This is a genomic window from Paracoccus sp. SM22M-07 (genome assembly GCF_001887735.1).
Taxonomy (GTDB): Bacteria; Pseudomonadota; Alphaproteobacteria; order Rhodobacterales; family Rhodobacteraceae; genus Paracoccus.
On record NZ_JPKW01000003.1, the window covers coordinates 145,138 to 160,167 of the forward strand.

Annotated in this window: 14 protein-coding genes; 13 read left to right on the plus strand and 1 reads right to left on the minus strand. The window is 63.9% G+C overall.

The genetic code is table 11. The features are described 5' to 3' along the window. Positions 1–50 precede the first annotated feature (50 nt). From IE00_RS05760 to IE00_RS05795, 8 genes are all read left to right on the plus strand, one after another. The gene (locus tag IE00_RS05760; RefSeq protein WP_072296137.1) at positions 51–239 is read left to right on the plus strand and encodes a hypothetical protein; all 189 of its coding nucleotides are present in this window, start codon (positions 51–53) and stop codon (positions 237–239) included. Then, positions 239–1,915: a portal protein gene (locus tag IE00_RS05765; protein ID WP_072296138.1), complete on the plus strand. Its 1,677-nt coding sequence runs from the start codon at positions 239–241 to the stop codon at positions 1,913–1,915. The genes IE00_RS05760 and IE00_RS05765 overlap by 1 nt, the downstream gene beginning before the upstream one ends. Further along, entirely contained in the window at positions 1,912–2,226 is a 315-nt protein-coding gene (locus IE00_RS05770; protein ID WP_072296139.1) for a hypothetical protein, read from the plus strand. Before IE00_RS05765 ends, IE00_RS05770 begins: the two co-directional genes overlap by 4 nt. Continuing rightward, positions 2,219–2,866: a hypothetical protein gene (locus IE00_RS05775; protein WP_072296140.1), complete on the plus strand. Its 648-nt coding sequence runs from the start codon at positions 2,219–2,221 to the stop codon at positions 2,864–2,866. Before IE00_RS05770 ends, IE00_RS05775 begins: the two co-directional genes overlap by 8 nt. Positions 2,867–2,878: 12 nt before the next feature. After that, the gene (locus IE00_RS05780) at positions 2,879–3,910 is read left to right on the plus strand and encodes a major capsid protein (RefSeq protein ID WP_072296141.1); all 1,032 of its coding nucleotides are present in this window, start codon (positions 2,879–2,881) and stop codon (positions 3,908–3,910) included. Between the two features lie 64 nt (positions 3,911–3,974). After that, on the plus strand, positions 3,975–4,403 hold the full coding sequence (locus IE00_RS05785; RefSeq protein WP_072296142.1) for a Bbp16 family capsid cement protein: 429 nt from the start codon (positions 3,975–3,977) through the stop codon (positions 4,401–4,403). Further along, a complete protein-coding gene (locus tag IE00_RS05790; protein WP_139291343.1) occupies positions 4,396–4,731 on the plus strand; it encodes a hypothetical protein in 336 nt (111 codons plus the stop codon). Before IE00_RS05785 ends, IE00_RS05790 begins: the two co-directional genes overlap by 8 nt. A 65-nt stretch (positions 4,732–4,796) precedes the next feature. Further along, positions 4,797–5,408, plus strand: a complete 612-nt coding sequence (locus tag IE00_RS05795) for a hypothetical protein (RefSeq protein WP_072296144.1) — start codon at positions 4,797–4,799, stop codon at positions 5,406–5,408. Positions 5,409–5,410: 2 nt separating this feature from the next. Here IE00_RS05795 and IE00_RS05800 read toward each other — a convergent pair whose 3' ends face one another. Beyond that, the gene (locus tag IE00_RS05800) at positions 5,411–5,950 is read right to left on the minus strand and encodes an HNH endonuclease signature motif containing protein (protein WP_072296145.1); all 540 of its coding nucleotides are present in this window, start codon (positions 5,948–5,950) and stop codon (positions 5,411–5,413) included. A gap of 221 nt (positions 5,951–6,171) precedes the next feature. Here IE00_RS05800 and IE00_RS05805 point away from each other — a divergent pair, with 221 nt between their 5' ends. The 5 genes from IE00_RS05805 (at position 6,172) to IE00_RS05825 (ending at position 15,027) form a co-directional block, all read left to right on the plus strand. Beyond that, positions 6,172–8,100: a hypothetical protein gene (locus IE00_RS05805; RefSeq protein ID WP_083554099.1), complete on the plus strand. Its 1,929-nt coding sequence runs from the start codon at positions 6,172–6,174 to the stop codon at positions 8,098–8,100. 1 nt (position 8,101) lies between these two features. After that, entirely contained in the window at positions 8,102–8,572 is a 471-nt protein-coding gene (locus IE00_RS05810) for a hypothetical protein (protein ID WP_072296147.1), read from the plus strand. Continuing rightward, positions 8,572–9,138, plus strand: coding sequence for a hypothetical protein (locus tag IE00_RS05815; RefSeq protein WP_072296148.1), 567 nt, complete (start codon positions 8,572–8,574; stop codon positions 9,136–9,138). Before IE00_RS05810 ends, IE00_RS05815 begins: the two co-directional genes overlap by 1 nt. 122 nt (positions 9,139–9,260) lie before the next feature. Beyond that, on the plus strand, positions 9,261–11,714 hold the full coding sequence (locus IE00_RS05820) for a glycoside hydrolase family protein (protein WP_205949651.1): 2,454 nt from the start codon (positions 9,261–9,263) through the stop codon (positions 11,712–11,714). Beyond that, positions 11,701–15,027 carry a hypothetical protein gene (locus IE00_RS05825; protein WP_072296150.1) on the plus strand — a complete coding sequence of 1,109 codons (3,327 nt, stop codon included), beginning with the start codon at positions 11,701–11,703 and terminating at the stop codon, positions 15,025–15,027. The genes IE00_RS05820 and IE00_RS05825 overlap by 14 nt, the downstream gene beginning before the upstream one ends. The last annotated feature ends 3 nt before the right edge of the window (positions 15,028–15,030 follow it).

Sequence of the window (15,030 nt, forward strand, 5' to 3'; positions counted from 1 at the left end):
TCGGGATTGTCCTCCGTCCATGTTCCTCGTGAACAGCAAGAGGGCAATCCATGTGCATCGAACCGGACATTGAAGATCCCAAGCAGATGCAGGCCAGCAAAGCGCCGGTCTTCTCGTCCACGGCCACGACGCAGAGCAAGTCGGGCCGCAAGGGCACGCTGCTGGCGCCGACCGCGCCGCAGCAGCCTGCCATGGCAGCCAGCGCCCCGACCCAGAAAAAAACGCTGCTGGGGGCCTGATGCCAGCGATCGAGAACATTGAGCTGCGGAAGAACCTGGACCATCGCAAGACCGCGATGGATGCCGAGTTCAGCCATTGGAGCAGCCATTTCCGCGAGCTTCGCGATGCGATCCAGCCCAGCAAGGGCCGGTTCGATGGCGAGGAACGGCGCGGATCGTCCTCGATCAACAAGCGCATCCTCGACAGCACGGGCCGCACCGCGTTGCGCGTCCTTCAATCCGGCCTGATGGCGGGCATCACCAGCCCGTCGCGCCCCTGGTTCCGTCTCGGCCTTCGCGGTCGCGCCGCCGATGGCCTCGACTTCGCTGCCAAGGAATGGCTGCACGAGGTCGAAAAGCGGATGTACGAGGTCATGCGCGGGTCCAACATCTATCGCGTCCTGTTCTCAACCTATGGCGATCTCGGCCTCTACGGCACCAGCGCCAGCGTGATCGTCCAGGACTTCGAGGACGTGGTGCGCGGCCATCACTTCCCGGTCGGCCGCTATCGGCTTGGCGAGGACGGGCAGGGCCGGGTCACTGGCATGTTCCGCGAGATCAAGATGACGGTGCGCGGCATCGTGGAAATGTTCGGCCTCGATCGCGTGAGCTCGCAGGTCAAGAACGATTACGACCGCGGCGAATATTACCGCATGCACACCATCTGCCACATGATCGACAAACGGGCCGATGGCGATCCCAAGGCGCTGAACCCCGCCGGGCGCCCCTGGGCCTCGGTCTATTGGGAACAGGCAAAGCCCGGCACCTTCCTGCAAATCGGTGGCCATCGCGTCCGCCCGATCATGACCCCGCGGTGGGAACAGGTCGAGGGCGAGGCATGGTCGCAGATATCGCCGGGCATGGAGGCCTTGGGCGATGTGCTGTCGCTGCAGGTGATGCAGCGCGAGAAGGCCATCGCCATCCAGAAGATGCACAACCCGCCCTTGCAGGCCGGACCCATCCAGGCCGGGGCGGCGTCGTTCCGCAACGTGCCGGGTGCTGTCACGGCCATGGCTGGCAATAATCTGAGCGAAGGCGGCATCCGTCCCGCCTATGAGGTCCGCCCCGACATTCAGGGTCTGCTGCTGGACATCCAGGAGACGCAGCGCCGCATCGATGTGGCGTTCTATCGCGACCTGTTCCAGATGGCGAACCATGCCCTTGAGGGTCGCAGCCAGATCACGGCGCGCGAGATCGCAGAGCGGCACGAGGAAAAGCTGATGGCCCTCGGGCCGGTGCTGGAAAGCCTCGACCATGAGCTGCTGCAGCCCCTGATCGAATGCGTCTTCGCCTACATGCAGGAAGCCGACATCATGCCGGAAGCCCCCGAAAGCATCGAGGGCGACAGCGTGCGCGTGGATTACATCTCGCTGCTGGCGCAGGCGCAGAAGGCCATCGGGGTCGGTGCGATCGAACGCACCATCGGCTTCGCCGGGACGCTGGCCCAGATCAAGCCCTCGGTCATCGACATGCTGGACGAGGAACAGATGATGCGCGAGTTCGCGGATCAGGTCGGCGGGCCTCCGGGCATCCTGCGCGGGCCGGACGAGCTGCAGGCCATCCGCGAGAGGAATGCCAAGGCCGCACAGGCTCAACAGATGGCAGAGGCAGCCCAGCCCATGGCAGGCGCGGCAAAGCTGCTGAGCGAGGCGAACCTGAACGGCATCGACGCCCTGCAACGCGGGGCCGCGCTATGACCCGCGAGGAACTGGCCGAACAGCACATGCGCGATGCCTGGGGCACCGTCCTTGGGTCCGAGGAAGGCCGGGCGGTGATCTGGTCCATCCTGCAGGCCACGTTCCTGTTCGATCAGACGCATGTCGGCGATGCCCTCGATGGCTTCCGCGCCGGTATGCGCGAGGTCGGGCTGCAGGTGGTGCGCAACAGGATCCAGCCGGCGGGCTTCGACGTGCTGGGCACGCTGCAGCGCGAGGCGGCGGAGCGGGCCGATCGGTTCACGCTCGCCGCCAAGGATTTCAACCAAGACGAGGATTTCATCGATGAATGACACGGTTGCAGATGCCCCGACCGATACCACCGACGCCACCGCGGCGCCCGCCCCCGAGACGCAATCCGCCGAAGGCGTGAGCCCGGACGGGTCGGCCGTCGCGCCCGATACGGCCAAGCCGGAAGGCGAGGATCAGAAAGGCGATGCCGCCCCCGAAGGCGAGGCCGAACCGTTCACCTTGGCCGCGCCCGAGGGCATGGAGGCCATGCAGGGCGATTTCGACAAGTTCTCCGGGGCGATGGACGGCTGGCTCAAGGCCAACCCGAACGCCACGGCACGCGAGGCGCTGGCGGAAGCCGCCCGGATGCAGGGCGATGCCGTCATGCAGGGGCAGGCCGCAGCGGTCGAGCAACGCAACAGCCAGATCGAGACGTGGGAAACCGACCTGCGGAACGACAAGGAATTCGGCGGCGCGGCCTTCGAGGCCAACGTCGCGACCTATTCCAAGGGGGTGGAGGCAGTCGGTTCGCCCGAGCTGCGCACCCTCTTGGATGAAACCGGCCTGGGATCGCATCCCGAGGTCGTGCGCGCCTTCTGGAAGGTGGGGAAGATGACCGCAGATAGCGGCATCGCCACCGGCCAGACCGGCACCGCGCCGAAGGCATCCTTTGCCTCGGCGCTCTATGGCAACGGCAACTGAGAGGTTTAACCCATGGCCGAGCTTAACGTGAAGAACCCCAGCCTCGCCGATGTGCTTTCCCGCACGAACCCGGCAGGCAACATCGCCCAGATCATCGAGCTGGCCGAGAAGATGAACCCGATCGTGCGCGATGCGATCTATACCGAGTGCAATGACGGCACCAAGCACCAGCACGTCATCCGCACCGGCATCCCCGAACCGGCATGGCGCCGCTATAACCAGGGCGTGAAGCAGGTCAAATCGACCACCGCCAAGGTCGTGGACACCACCGGCATGGCCGAGGAGTTCATCGCGGTCGACAAGGCGCTGGCCAAGCTGCACGGCAACGAAGCCGCCTATCGCGCCTCGGAAGTCATTCCCGCCATGGAAGGCTTCAACCAGTTCATGGCCCGCAACATGTTCTATGGCTCGACGGACACCACGCCGGACGGGTTCATGGGTCTGGATGCCCGCTACAACGACGCCTCGGCGCAGTCGGGTCGCCAGATCATCGACGCGGGTGGTACCGGGTCGAACAATACCTCGATCTGGTTCATCACCTGGGGCCAGCGCGCCACGTCGCTGCTGTATCCCAAGGGCTCGGCCGCCGGCCTGTCGCACACCGACAAGAACGAACAGTTCTGGGACGCCCCCGATGGCTCGGGCAAGTTCCTGGCGCTGGTCGATCACCTGAAATGGGACATCGGCATGACGGTTGGCGATTGGCGCGGAAACGCCCGCATCGCCAACATCGATGTGGACGCGCTGTCCAAGGATGCCAGCACCGGCGCCGACCTGCTGGATCTGCTGATCGATGCCGAGGAAATGCTGGACACCTCGTCCCGTGTGGGCATCGACGGCCAGGGCAACCTGGTCGAAGGCAAGACCTGCATCTATGTCGGCCGCACGATCGCCAAGTTCCTGCGCAAACAGGCGCTGAACAAGAAGAACGTGAACCTGACCGTGGAAGAAGTCGCGGGCGAGCGCATGACCATGTGGGGCGAGATGCCGATCCGCCGCATCGACGCGATCAGCTCGAACGAAGCGGCCATTCCCTTCGCCTGATGGCATGGGGCCGGGCGGCAGTCGCCCGGTCCATCCTTCTCCGATGCATTGAAAGGATAACGCCATGCATCTCGACGCACAGAATATCTTCTCGGACGCGCAGGCGATCACTGCCACCGCGAACAGCACCAACCACCTCGACCTCGGCGCGACCGCGACCGTGGCGATGTCGGCCTCGGCCCTCAAGCGGGATCTGGGCGGCGCGCAGGACATTCCCCTGCTGATCCAGGTGGTGGAAAACTTCGCCGGCGGCACCTCGGTCGAAGTGCAGATCCAGGTCGATGACAACAGCTCGTTCTCGTCGGCCAAGCTGGTCGCCTCCTCGGGTGCCATCCCGGTCGCCCAGCTGGTCGCGGGCTACAAGTTCAACCCGCCCGTGGTGCCCCTTGGGACCGACGAGCGCTATATGCGGCTGCGCTATGTCGTGGTCGGCACGCCCACCGCGGGCCGCGTGACGGCTGGCATCGCTGCGGGGCTGCAGACCAATGGCTGATGTGAAATGGGCAAAGGCCACCGCCCTGGGCCAGACGCCGGATCGCCTGTGGCATACGCCTGACGGTCCCGCCTTCCAGATCGACGCAGGCAAGTGGTCGGACCGCTGGATGCGTGAAGCCACCAAGGCGGAGATCGAGGCGGCCGGCGGTCATTCCGAGGTCGTGGACGTGGACGGCACCACCACGGGCGACGGCAAGGACATGGAAACCATGACCGACGAACAGCTGCGCGCCCATTACGAGGCCGTGATGGGCGAGAAGGCGCATCACGCCGCGGGCCGCGACACGATGATCAAGCGCATCACCGAAAAGCTGAACGACGACTGACGCGAAAGGCCGGTCCCTTCGGGGGCCGGTCAACCCGGTTTCTCTCACATTTCAGCAGGGCCGCCATGCAATCCGCCATTGAAATCTGCAACGCCGCGCTGACCACCTATCTGGGCACGCAATCGATCGTGTCACTGGACGACGCTTCGCCCGAGGCGGAAGCATGCAAGCTGCACTATGACCGCGTGCGCCGTTCGCTGCTGGAACGCTGGCCATGGCTATGGGCCACCCGCCGCGAGGTGCTGGTGCAAGAGGCCATCAACGATCGCGCCCCGGCCTGGTCCTTCAAATACGCGCGCCCCGGCCACCTGCTGCGCATCCAATGGGTCAATGAGCCAACCGCCGCGCGCTATGCGTTCGAGGGCGGGCAGGCGCAGGACACACCCCGCGAGGTCACGGCACGGGCCATCTATTCCGACACTGCCGATGCGGTGATCGAATTCACCCGCGACGAAACGGACCCCACGCTATTCTCGGCCGCCTTCTCGGATGCCTTTGCCGCATCGCTGGCTGCCGCCATCGCCATGGTCATCAAGACCGACAGGCCCACGAAACAGGACGCGCAGCGCGATGCGCAGATGCTGCTGGATCTCGCGATCGCGCAGGACTTCAACCAACGCCCGGCGCGCGAGCTGGTGCCGGTCCCTGACAGTCTGGCCGTGCGGGGGCTACGCTGATGCTAAGAGCGACCGTGATTGGGATGAAAGCCGAACTTGATATTAGCCTCAGCTCGCGCAGCGATGGCGTCGTCAAGGCGCTTGAAGCGCCCGAGGTAATGGTTTTTCCCGCCACTGCGTGCTTGCGCGACGTAAACTTGATCGCGGCGGTAGAAAGTCACGCCCGTGTGGCCGGTCGATGTTCCCGGCTTGGCTCTTTTATTTTTGAGATTTTCCGTCCTCGAAACATCTCGAAGATTGATAATACGGTTGTCACTTCGGACGCCGTTGATGTGATCTATATCAGCTTCAGGCCAGCATCCGTAGACAATAGCCCATGCGACACGATGAGCATAAAGCAATTTCCCGTCAAAGTTTCCGGAATGGTATCCGCTTTTGGATGTGTAGGTGAAGGCAGGTTTTCCAGCCCAGCACTTATTCCATGTTTGCTGGTTCGGGGTCAAATCTCCGCTGTGTGCAAGCCACGTAAACTTGCCTGTTTCGGCGTCATAGGACAGTCGTTGACGCAAACGTTCAATCGTGGGAAGGGGCTTCTTAGCCATGCGATGTTCCAATCATCGTTTTGGTCAGGGACCGATTGCCGCTCCAACGGCTTTCAGTCCCGCCTTTATCCCATGATATTCCGGACCAATCAATATTGCGGGGTGGCGTAATGCCTTCTTCAATGTTTGTCCCATCGTTTTCTGCCGGTATTCTTTCCCCGGGACTTTGGGGGAGGATTGACCTCCAGCGGTATGACAGTGGCCTCCGAAAAGCGCGAAACATGATTGTGTTGGCTCACGGCGGGATCAGCAACCGGCCCGGAACGCGGTTCGTCTGTGAGGTCATGGACAGCACCAAGCGGCACCGCCTGGTGCCGTTCGCGCGCGATGAAGGCGACACGGCCGTGTTGTTGTTCGGCGAATATGAGATGGGCGTGGTGAAGAACGGCGCGCGGGTGCAGTCCGGCGGCGCGGATTACGTCCTTGAGACGCCCTGGTTCGCGGCGCAGCTGGACGCCATCGACTATGTGCAGAGCATCGATGTGATGTTCATCGCGCATCGCGGTCGCGCGCCCCGGCGCCTGTCCCGCATCGCGGATGATAATTGGTCGGTGGTGATCGTTCCGGTCAATCCGGCGGTGCCCGTTCCGGAGATCGACACGGTGGTTGCGCGCCGGACTGGGGGCGAGCAATACCGGTACCGCGTGACCGCCATCGTGGACGGCGTGGAAAGCTTCCCGTCCGACATCCGGTCCACCACCACTGCGGAAATCCTGAGCGCAGAGGGCGCTTATGTCGATGTGTCCTTCTCGGCCGTGGCCGGGGCAGAGGAATATCGCGTCTATCGGATGCGGAACGGCGTGCCGGGCTATATCGGGTTCACGGATGGCACCACGTTCCGCGACGACAATATTTCCCCTGACGTGACGGTGACGCCCCCGGTCGAGAGCGACATCTTCGATGGCGAGGGGAACTGGCCGTCTGTCGTGTCCATCTATCAGCAGCGGCTGGCGTTCGCGTCATCCGTCAATCAGCCCGAGACGGTCTGGATGTCCAGGGTCGGGGACTATTCCAACTTCACGCGATCCAAGAACCTGGTGGGCTCTGATCGGGCCGAGTTCGATATGTCCGGCGAAAGCCTGAACCGCGTGTGCGCGTTGCTGCAACTGCGGGAATTGCTGGTCTTCACCTCGTCGGGCGAGTTCAGCGTGACCGGACCGGATGGCGGGTTTGACGCGACGAACCCGATCATCTCTCAATATGGCTATGTCGGCAGTTCATCGGTCAAGCCACTTGTGGCGGATGATACCGCGCTGTTTGTTGATCGATCGGGTCGTAATGTGAGAGATCTGCGGTATGCCTATGAGACGGACGGTTATGCCGGCAACGATCTGTCGATCTTCGCCTCGCATCTGTTCGAGGATCGGACCATCGTGGATTGGTCGCTGGCCAAAAACCCCTGGTCGCTGATCTGGGTGGTGCTGAGCGATGGCGCGCTGCTGGCCTTCACCTACAAGCGCGAGCACCAGGTCTGGGCATGGACCGAGATGGAGATCGATGGCGCCGTCGAAAGCGTGGCGACGGTGACCGAGGGCGCGCGCGATGCGACCTATCTGATCGTCCGGCGCGAGGTTGAGGGCGTTCAGCGCCGCTTTGTCGAGAGGTTTGACGCGCGTGACTTCATCGACGTGCGTGATGCCTATTTCGTTGACTGCGGCGTGACCTATGACGGCGCCGAGACGGACACGATCACGGGGCTGGATCACTTGGAGGGTCGCGAGGTCGTGGCCCTGGCAGATGGCGATGTCGTTGCGGACCTGATCGTGACCGGCGGTCAGGTCGTGCTGCCCTTCACCGCGTCCAAGGTTCACGTGGGCTTGCCCTATACCTCCGAGATGGAGAACCTTCCCCCGGCCATCGATCTGCAGGGTGTGGGTTCGACACGGGGGCGTCCGCACAAGATCAGCAAGGTCCGGCTGCAGCTGGAGAAGACGCGAGGGATCAAGCTGGTTTCTCCCAATGGCAAGGTGAATGAGCTGGTGCAGACCGGCGGCGATTTGTCGGCCGACATCCCGATGGCCACGGGCATGATAGAACTGACCGCCTCGGCCTATTGGGGGCCTGACGGCACGGTGACGCTGCGCCAAGACTATCCCCTGCCCATGACGGTTCTGGCGATCTCGCCCGAGCTGTCGATCGGGACAAGCTGACATGGCGGCGGATGTGGAATTCGGGCCGGTGACGCCCAAGGTGCTGACCGATCTTCTGGCATCGTTGCGGCCCATCGACCGGATCGAGCTGGATTGCATGGCCGATGGCGATCCCGTGGCCAAGCTGCATCGCTCGATCGAACGCGCCCGGCGGTCCTGCGCGGTCTATATCGACGGGGAACTGGCGGCGGTGGTGGCCATCAACAGCCGCACGCTGTCATCGCTGACCGGGTGCCCCTGGGCGCTGACAACGCGGGTGATCGACAAGCCCGGCGCGCGCCGCGTGTTCATCGAAGGCAGCAAGCCGGTGATGGGATGGCTGATCCGTGATTTCTCTTGCCTCTGGAACCTGGTCGCGGCGGAGAACAAGACCGCGATCCGGTGGCTCAAGTGGCTGGGGTTCAGCTTCCCGGACCGGGATGATGTGGTAATCTGCGGGCATCGTTTCCGCTATTTTGAAAGGGCAACCTGATGTGCGTTGATCCGCTCACTCTGGCGCTGGCATCGGCAGGCGCACCCACTGGCGGCATGGCCGGTCTGTTCTCGATCTTCGGCGGGGCAGGAGGTCTTGGCACTGCAGCACAGGCGGCGTCCGGCGTTGTGGGCGCGGCATCCTCGCTGGCAAACGGCCAGGCGGCGGCCAGCGCCGCGCAGGCCAGTGCCAACGCGCAGGAACAGGCCGCCCGTGACCTGATGGTGCAAGGCGAGGAAGAAAGCGATCGCCAGCGCCGGGCAGGGGCCGCAGCGCTGTCGCAGCAGAAAATCGCCATGGCCGCGAATGGTGTGGATCTTGGCAGCGCCGCAGCGATCGAGACGCTGGACACGAGCCGCCTTGCCATCGAAGACGACGCCTTCGCGATCCGAAAGACCGGCACGGGCCGGGCCAACAACATGTTCCAGTCGGCGGCGAACAGCCGGACGCAGGGCAATTCGGCCAAGTCGCAATCGATGTTCGGCGCGGCATCCTCTCTGCTCAGCACCGGGGCACGGGTCGGCAGCAAGTATTCGGCATGGGCCGCTAACCGAGGGTTTGCATAATGGCGATGCGCGTCCCAACCTATCAGCGGCAGCAGGTCGCCCAAGTATCGGCCCCGGTCGAGATCCAGGCGCCCCAGACCGGCGCGGGCCAGCTGGCGCAAGGCCTTGCCGATGTCGGCGGCATGTTCGACCAGTGGCAGGCTGATGTCGATGAAGCCGATGCCAAGGCCATCGATACCACGTTCTCCAACGACCTCCGCACTGCGCTGCATGACCCGAATAACGGCTATCTGAACGCCAAGGGCGGCAGCGCCGTCAAACGCCGTCAGGAAGTCGTTCAGAACCTCGAAAAGGCCTACAATGATCGGCTTGCGGAGCTTTCCCCCGCAGCGCGCGAAATGGCATCGCCGATCATGCAGAAGAGGCTGGAGGGTGCACAGCTCGATATCGATAGGCATGCCGGTTCCGAACGGGTCACCTATCTCGAAGGGCAGTCTAACGCACGCATGCAGGCCGCAGTCGATGACGCGGTGGTCAATCCCGGCAACATGCCTAGGAGCCTTTCGATCCTTCGCAGCGAGATCCAAGAGAAAGCATCCCGCGCCGGATGGTCGTCGGAACAGACGAAAGCAGCAATGGCATCGTCCGAGAGCGAGCTTTACCGGATGACCACGATCAACATGGCAGAGGCCGATCCGGTGGCCGCTGCCGAGTTCCTGGCGCAGCGCGCGGCCACCATGGCGCCGGCCGATCTTATGGTGGCCAATGACGCGCTGGCCAAGCCGCTGGCTGCGATTGCAGAGAAGGAGGCGATCGCCAACGTGCAGGCGGGCGTCGGTCCGAAGAACCTTGGCTCGACAGTATTTGCTGCCAACGATCTGCCGCAGGAAGCATATGCGCTTCTGGGAACGATCGCAGGCACCGAGGCGCCCGATTATCAGACCATCAACGGCGGCGAGAAGTTCGACGATCTGAGCGATCACCCCCGCCGCAAGGGCGCGGGGGGAACGTCCACCGCTGCTGGTCGCTATCAGTTCGTGCAAGCCACGTGGGATCGCACGGCCAGCGCCAACGGGTTCGCGGATTTTTCGCCAGAGAACCAGGACCGCGGGGCGTGGTGGCTGGCCCAGCAGGACTACAAGGCCAACACCGGGCGAGACCTGATGAGCGATCTGAAAGCCGGGAAGTATTCCGAGGTCCGCGCAGGGCTCAGTTCCACCTGGGAGGGCATCCACAAGCTTTCCGACGCAGAGTTCACCAAGCGCATGGAGGGTGCCGGGGGCGTCGTGTTCAGCCCTCGGGTGGCATCGGCCATTGCGGCGCGTCCTGATTATCAAGCAGACCAGGTTCGCGAGGCTGCGCTGAACGGCGTCTCGGCATGGCGAACCGAGCAGCAAGCGGCTGCGAATGCCGAGAAGACCAAGGTAAAGGAAAGCTTTCAGCTGCGCATTGCGACGGACGATGTCCGGTTGACCGAGGGGGAGATCCTGGGATCGCCCCTAGATGATGGCGACAAGGCCACGCTGATCAAGTCGCGGGCCACGAAGTTCAAGGATATCGAGCAGACGCAGGCCGATGTCACGGCCTTCACGGCGGGGCAGATGGTTGTTGACCCCTACAGCACCGATGGCCGCAAGCGGGTGGACGGGCTGTGGAAAGAGCAGTCGAAGACGATCCAGCAGGGCGAAGACCCGGCGGCATTGGTCGAGGGCATCGTTTCTCAGACCGGCCTTGTGCCTTCGGCGGTCAACGGCGCGCTGCGGCAAGGGATCACCAGTCGCGATCCCGCCATGGTTCAAAGCGCCCTGGTGACGGCGGGGCGGATTGCCGCGATCGACCCGCATGCCTTGGGGCGCCGCGACGGCGGCACGCAGGTTGCCGAGATGGCCACGCTCTATGACCACCTGACCGGCACCGTGGGCCTGAGTTCGGAGCAGGCCGTGCAGCGCGTCATGGACATGTCGAACCCCGAGAAGATGGCCGACCGCCGTGCGCTGCTTTCAAGCCCGGCGACCGAGACATGGTTGAAGGACAAGGCAACGGTCGATGATGCCCGGTCAGTTTTCTCGGAGGGCTTCTTTAGCCGGACGCCCAAGCTTGGAGAAACGCCCATCCAAGAGGCCGCCGCCGTGTCGGAGTATCGTGAGATCCTGGAGCAAAGCCTGATCGACACCAATGGCGATCAGGATCTGGCGGCGACGTTGGCCTCAGACCGCTTCAAGCGCCGCTATGGAACTTCGGAATACAGCATGACCGGCGCGAATGTCGTGACCCGCCTGCCGCCTGAGGTCACCTATCCGGCGGGGCCGGACGGAGGGCATTCCTATATCGGAGAGCAGGCCATCGCGGCCCTGGCCGATGACGACCTGAAAGCGTCCGATGTCTTCCTTCAATCGGACGTGACCACGGCGGCGGATGTGCGCGCCGGACGCCCGCCGCGCTATGTCCTCTATTACACGGATGAAGATGGCATGATCCAGCAGCACCAGTTCCGCTTCTCTGCGGAGCCGCCGGCACCTTCCGAGGTGGCCGCCGCGCGCAAGGCGCAGGCGATGGAAGAACAGCGCCATCTGATCGAGCGAAACCGCGCCCTGCGCGCGCCTGAGAACCAGCGAGGCAACAATGCCCTTCGATAGAGAAAACCCCATCGCGCCGCAGATGCTGACCACGGGGCAGAGGGATGCGCAGGAGGGGCCCGGCTTTGGGGCAACGATCGGCGCAGCGACCCGCCAGTCGAACATGATTGGTTCGATCCTGACATCCGAAGCGGCGTGGCTTCGCGCGCGCGGCAGCTATGACGAAAAGCAGCCGGACTATAACGTCTTTGATGACATCAAGGGCTATGAAGACAGGATCGACAGCTTCATCGACGTGTTCAATCCCGTTGCTGCGGCTGCGGTGAAGGCGGACATCGATCGGGAGGCCCGGGACCGGAAAACGCTGGAGGCTTCGGGGTGGCTCGGGACGGCTGCGGAGATCGGTGCCAGCATTGTCGATGCCCCCACGCTTCTGCCGGGTGGGGCGCTGATCCGCGCGGGCGGCAAGGTCGGTTATTCGGTGGCCCGGTCCGCCGGTTCGGTCGGCGCCGCCGCCGGTGCAGGCGCGGCCATCCAGGAAGCAGGCCTGCAATCCTCGCAGGAGCTGCGCAGCAATGCAGAGAGTGCCGTCGCGATCGGTGGGTCGGTGGTTCTCGGCGCGCTGCTGGGCGGTGGGGTTGGGGCGGTCATGAGCCGGGGCGAGTACCGGGCGGCGACACGATCCTTGCAGGAAGCCACGCGCCCTGATTTTGATGTGCCGACCGACGCGCTGCACGCTGAACTCGCTGTCATCGCCAAGCCTGAAAGCGTCGGCGCAGCTGCAACACCGTCCAGCACGCTGGACGATTTCAGCGTCGAAGGCCGCGCGGCCAGCAAGGTGGCAAAGGCCACCTCGAAGCTGAACCCCGTCCTGCGAACCATGCACAGCCCGTCCAAGCTGGTGCGCGAGATTGCGGGTCAGATGATGGAGAACCCTGTCTATCTCAAGCGGAACATGGCCGGGGAGGGTGAAGCCGCCGCCGAGACCGCCATGAAGGAATGGACCCGCGGCGCCCTGGGGGAAACCGTCGAGGCGATGGACGCAGCTTACAGCGCGGCCCGCAAGGGCGGCTTGAAGATGAATCGGACCGAGTTCAATCAAATGGTGGGCATGGCCATGCGCCGCGGCGATCGGAGCGATGTCCCGGAGGTGGCCAAGGCTGCCGCCGCAATCCGGTCCGGCGTCTTCGACCCCCTCAAGGATCGCGCCATTGCAGCGGGCCTGCTGCCAGAGGATGTGAGTGTCGACACCGCCGAGACCTATTTCAGCCGCCTGTGGAACCACAAGGCGATCGAAGCCAATGAGGCCGAGTTCAAAGAGATCCTGCGCCGCCATTTCGATGGCCAGATCACTGGCATGGCGCAGGCGCGCGCGGGCGAGGTCGAGGCGTCCACCAAGGCGTTGCAGGAAGCCCGTGAGGCCATCATCCGATCCGCAGATGCGCGGCGTGCGGACGCTGAGGCGCTGTCGGGCGGCGTGTCGCGCAGCGTGGGCGACATCTTGACCGAAGACGCGGCGCAGGCATTCCGTTCCGGGGTGGACCGCCTGACCGGTAGGGTAACCGGCCAGTTGGACGAAGCGGACGCGGCAAAGCTTGGCAAGATCGAAGCGGACTTGGCGAAGCTGGGGCAGCGCGGGGAGTTCGATTTCCTTAGTGACGCCGACCGGATGGATTACCTGGAGAGCGTGGTCGAGGATGTCTATGCCATGGTAACGGGCCGGGCCCACGGCGGCGGCATCGGCGGTGGTGTGGTTCCGACGAAGCGCGGCCCCTTGGCTGAGCGGACCTTTCACATCCCCGACGAGGTGGTCGAGAAGTTCATCGAAAGCGATGCCGATCTGGTCATGCGCCGCTATGCCCGCATCATGTCCGCAGATATCGAGCTGCAGAACCGGTTCGGGTCGGTGACCATGAAACCGCAGATCGACCAAATTCAGGCCGACTATTCGCAGCTCAAGGCAGAGCTTGAAGCGCGGACAGACCTGACGCCAAAGCAAAAGGCCAAGCAGCTGGAAACCCTCCAGGCGCGCGAGAAAGGCGATATTGCCGACATCGAGGCGGTGCGGGACATGCTGCGCGGAAATTTCCGCCCGGATATCCAGCACACCAATTACGCCCGCATCCTGGCGGCGGCCGGCACCTTCAACTATGTCACGGCGCTCGGCGGCGTGGTCGTGTCGTCGCTGACGGACGCGGTTCGCCCCGCCATGGTCCATGGCCTCAAGGCCTACATGCAGGACGGCATCGGACCGCTGCTGCGCAATACCGAAGGGTTGAAGCTGTCCAAGCGTGAGGCCAAGCAGGCTGGCGCCATCGCCGAAAAGGTGCTTAATTCCCGCATGGCCACGCTGGCCGAACTGACCGACCCTTATTCGCAGGGATCGCCCTTCGAGCGGTTCCTGAACAATCTCGGCACTGGCTTCACAAAGATGACCGGCCTGCTGCATTGGAACGATTTCCAGAAGACGATCACCGCCACCATGTCGCAGAACCGCATCCTGCAGAACGCGGAGACTGCGCTGGAGAAGGGCTTCGACGCACTGCCCAAGTCCGAGCAGGCGTATATGGGATATCTGGGGGTCGGTCGCGACAGCGCGCCGCTGCTGGGCCGCCTGTTCCGGGAGCATGGCCAGAACCTTGAAGGGGTCCGGGTGGCCAATGCCGACGCCTGGCCGCCGGAGATGGAGCACATGGTTCGCGCCTGGCGGTCGGCCGTGAACAAGGATGTCGACAGCATCATCGTAACCAAGGGCATCGGTGACGTTCCTGTTTTCGCCAACACACCCACGGGCCGGGCACTGCTGCAATTCCGGTCCTTCGCCCTGGCGTCTAACCAGCGCGTGCTGCTGCGAGGCTTGCAGGAAGATCAGACCCGCATGTGGGGCGGAGTGGTCGGCATGGCCGCGATCGGTTCGTTCGTCTATTGGCTCAAAAACATGGAGAGCGGCCGCAAGGTTTCGGACAACCCCGGCACATGGATCGCCGAGGGGCTGGATCGATCGGGCATCTTCTCCCTCGCGTTCGAGGTCAACAATGCACTGGAGAAGGCGGGCGGCTTTGGCATCTATCGCGGTGCGGCCGCGGCGTTCCCCGGGAGCAGCCAGAAGGCACCGGCCTCGCGATTTGCCACGCGGAACGTTGTGTCGGGCTTCATGGGTCCGACCTTCGGCCGCGCGAATGATGCCGTCGATCTGGTGGGGCTGGGCTTCCGGTCCGCCGGCGCCGCCGTTTCCGGTGAAGCCCCGGACATCTCGGCGGGCGACGTGTCTCTGATCAGGCGCCAGATCCCGGGCGCTTCGCTTCCGTATTGGCGCTGGCTCCTCGATGGGCAGATCCTGGCGCCGCTTAAGGAGGATCTTAGCGGGCGCTGAGCC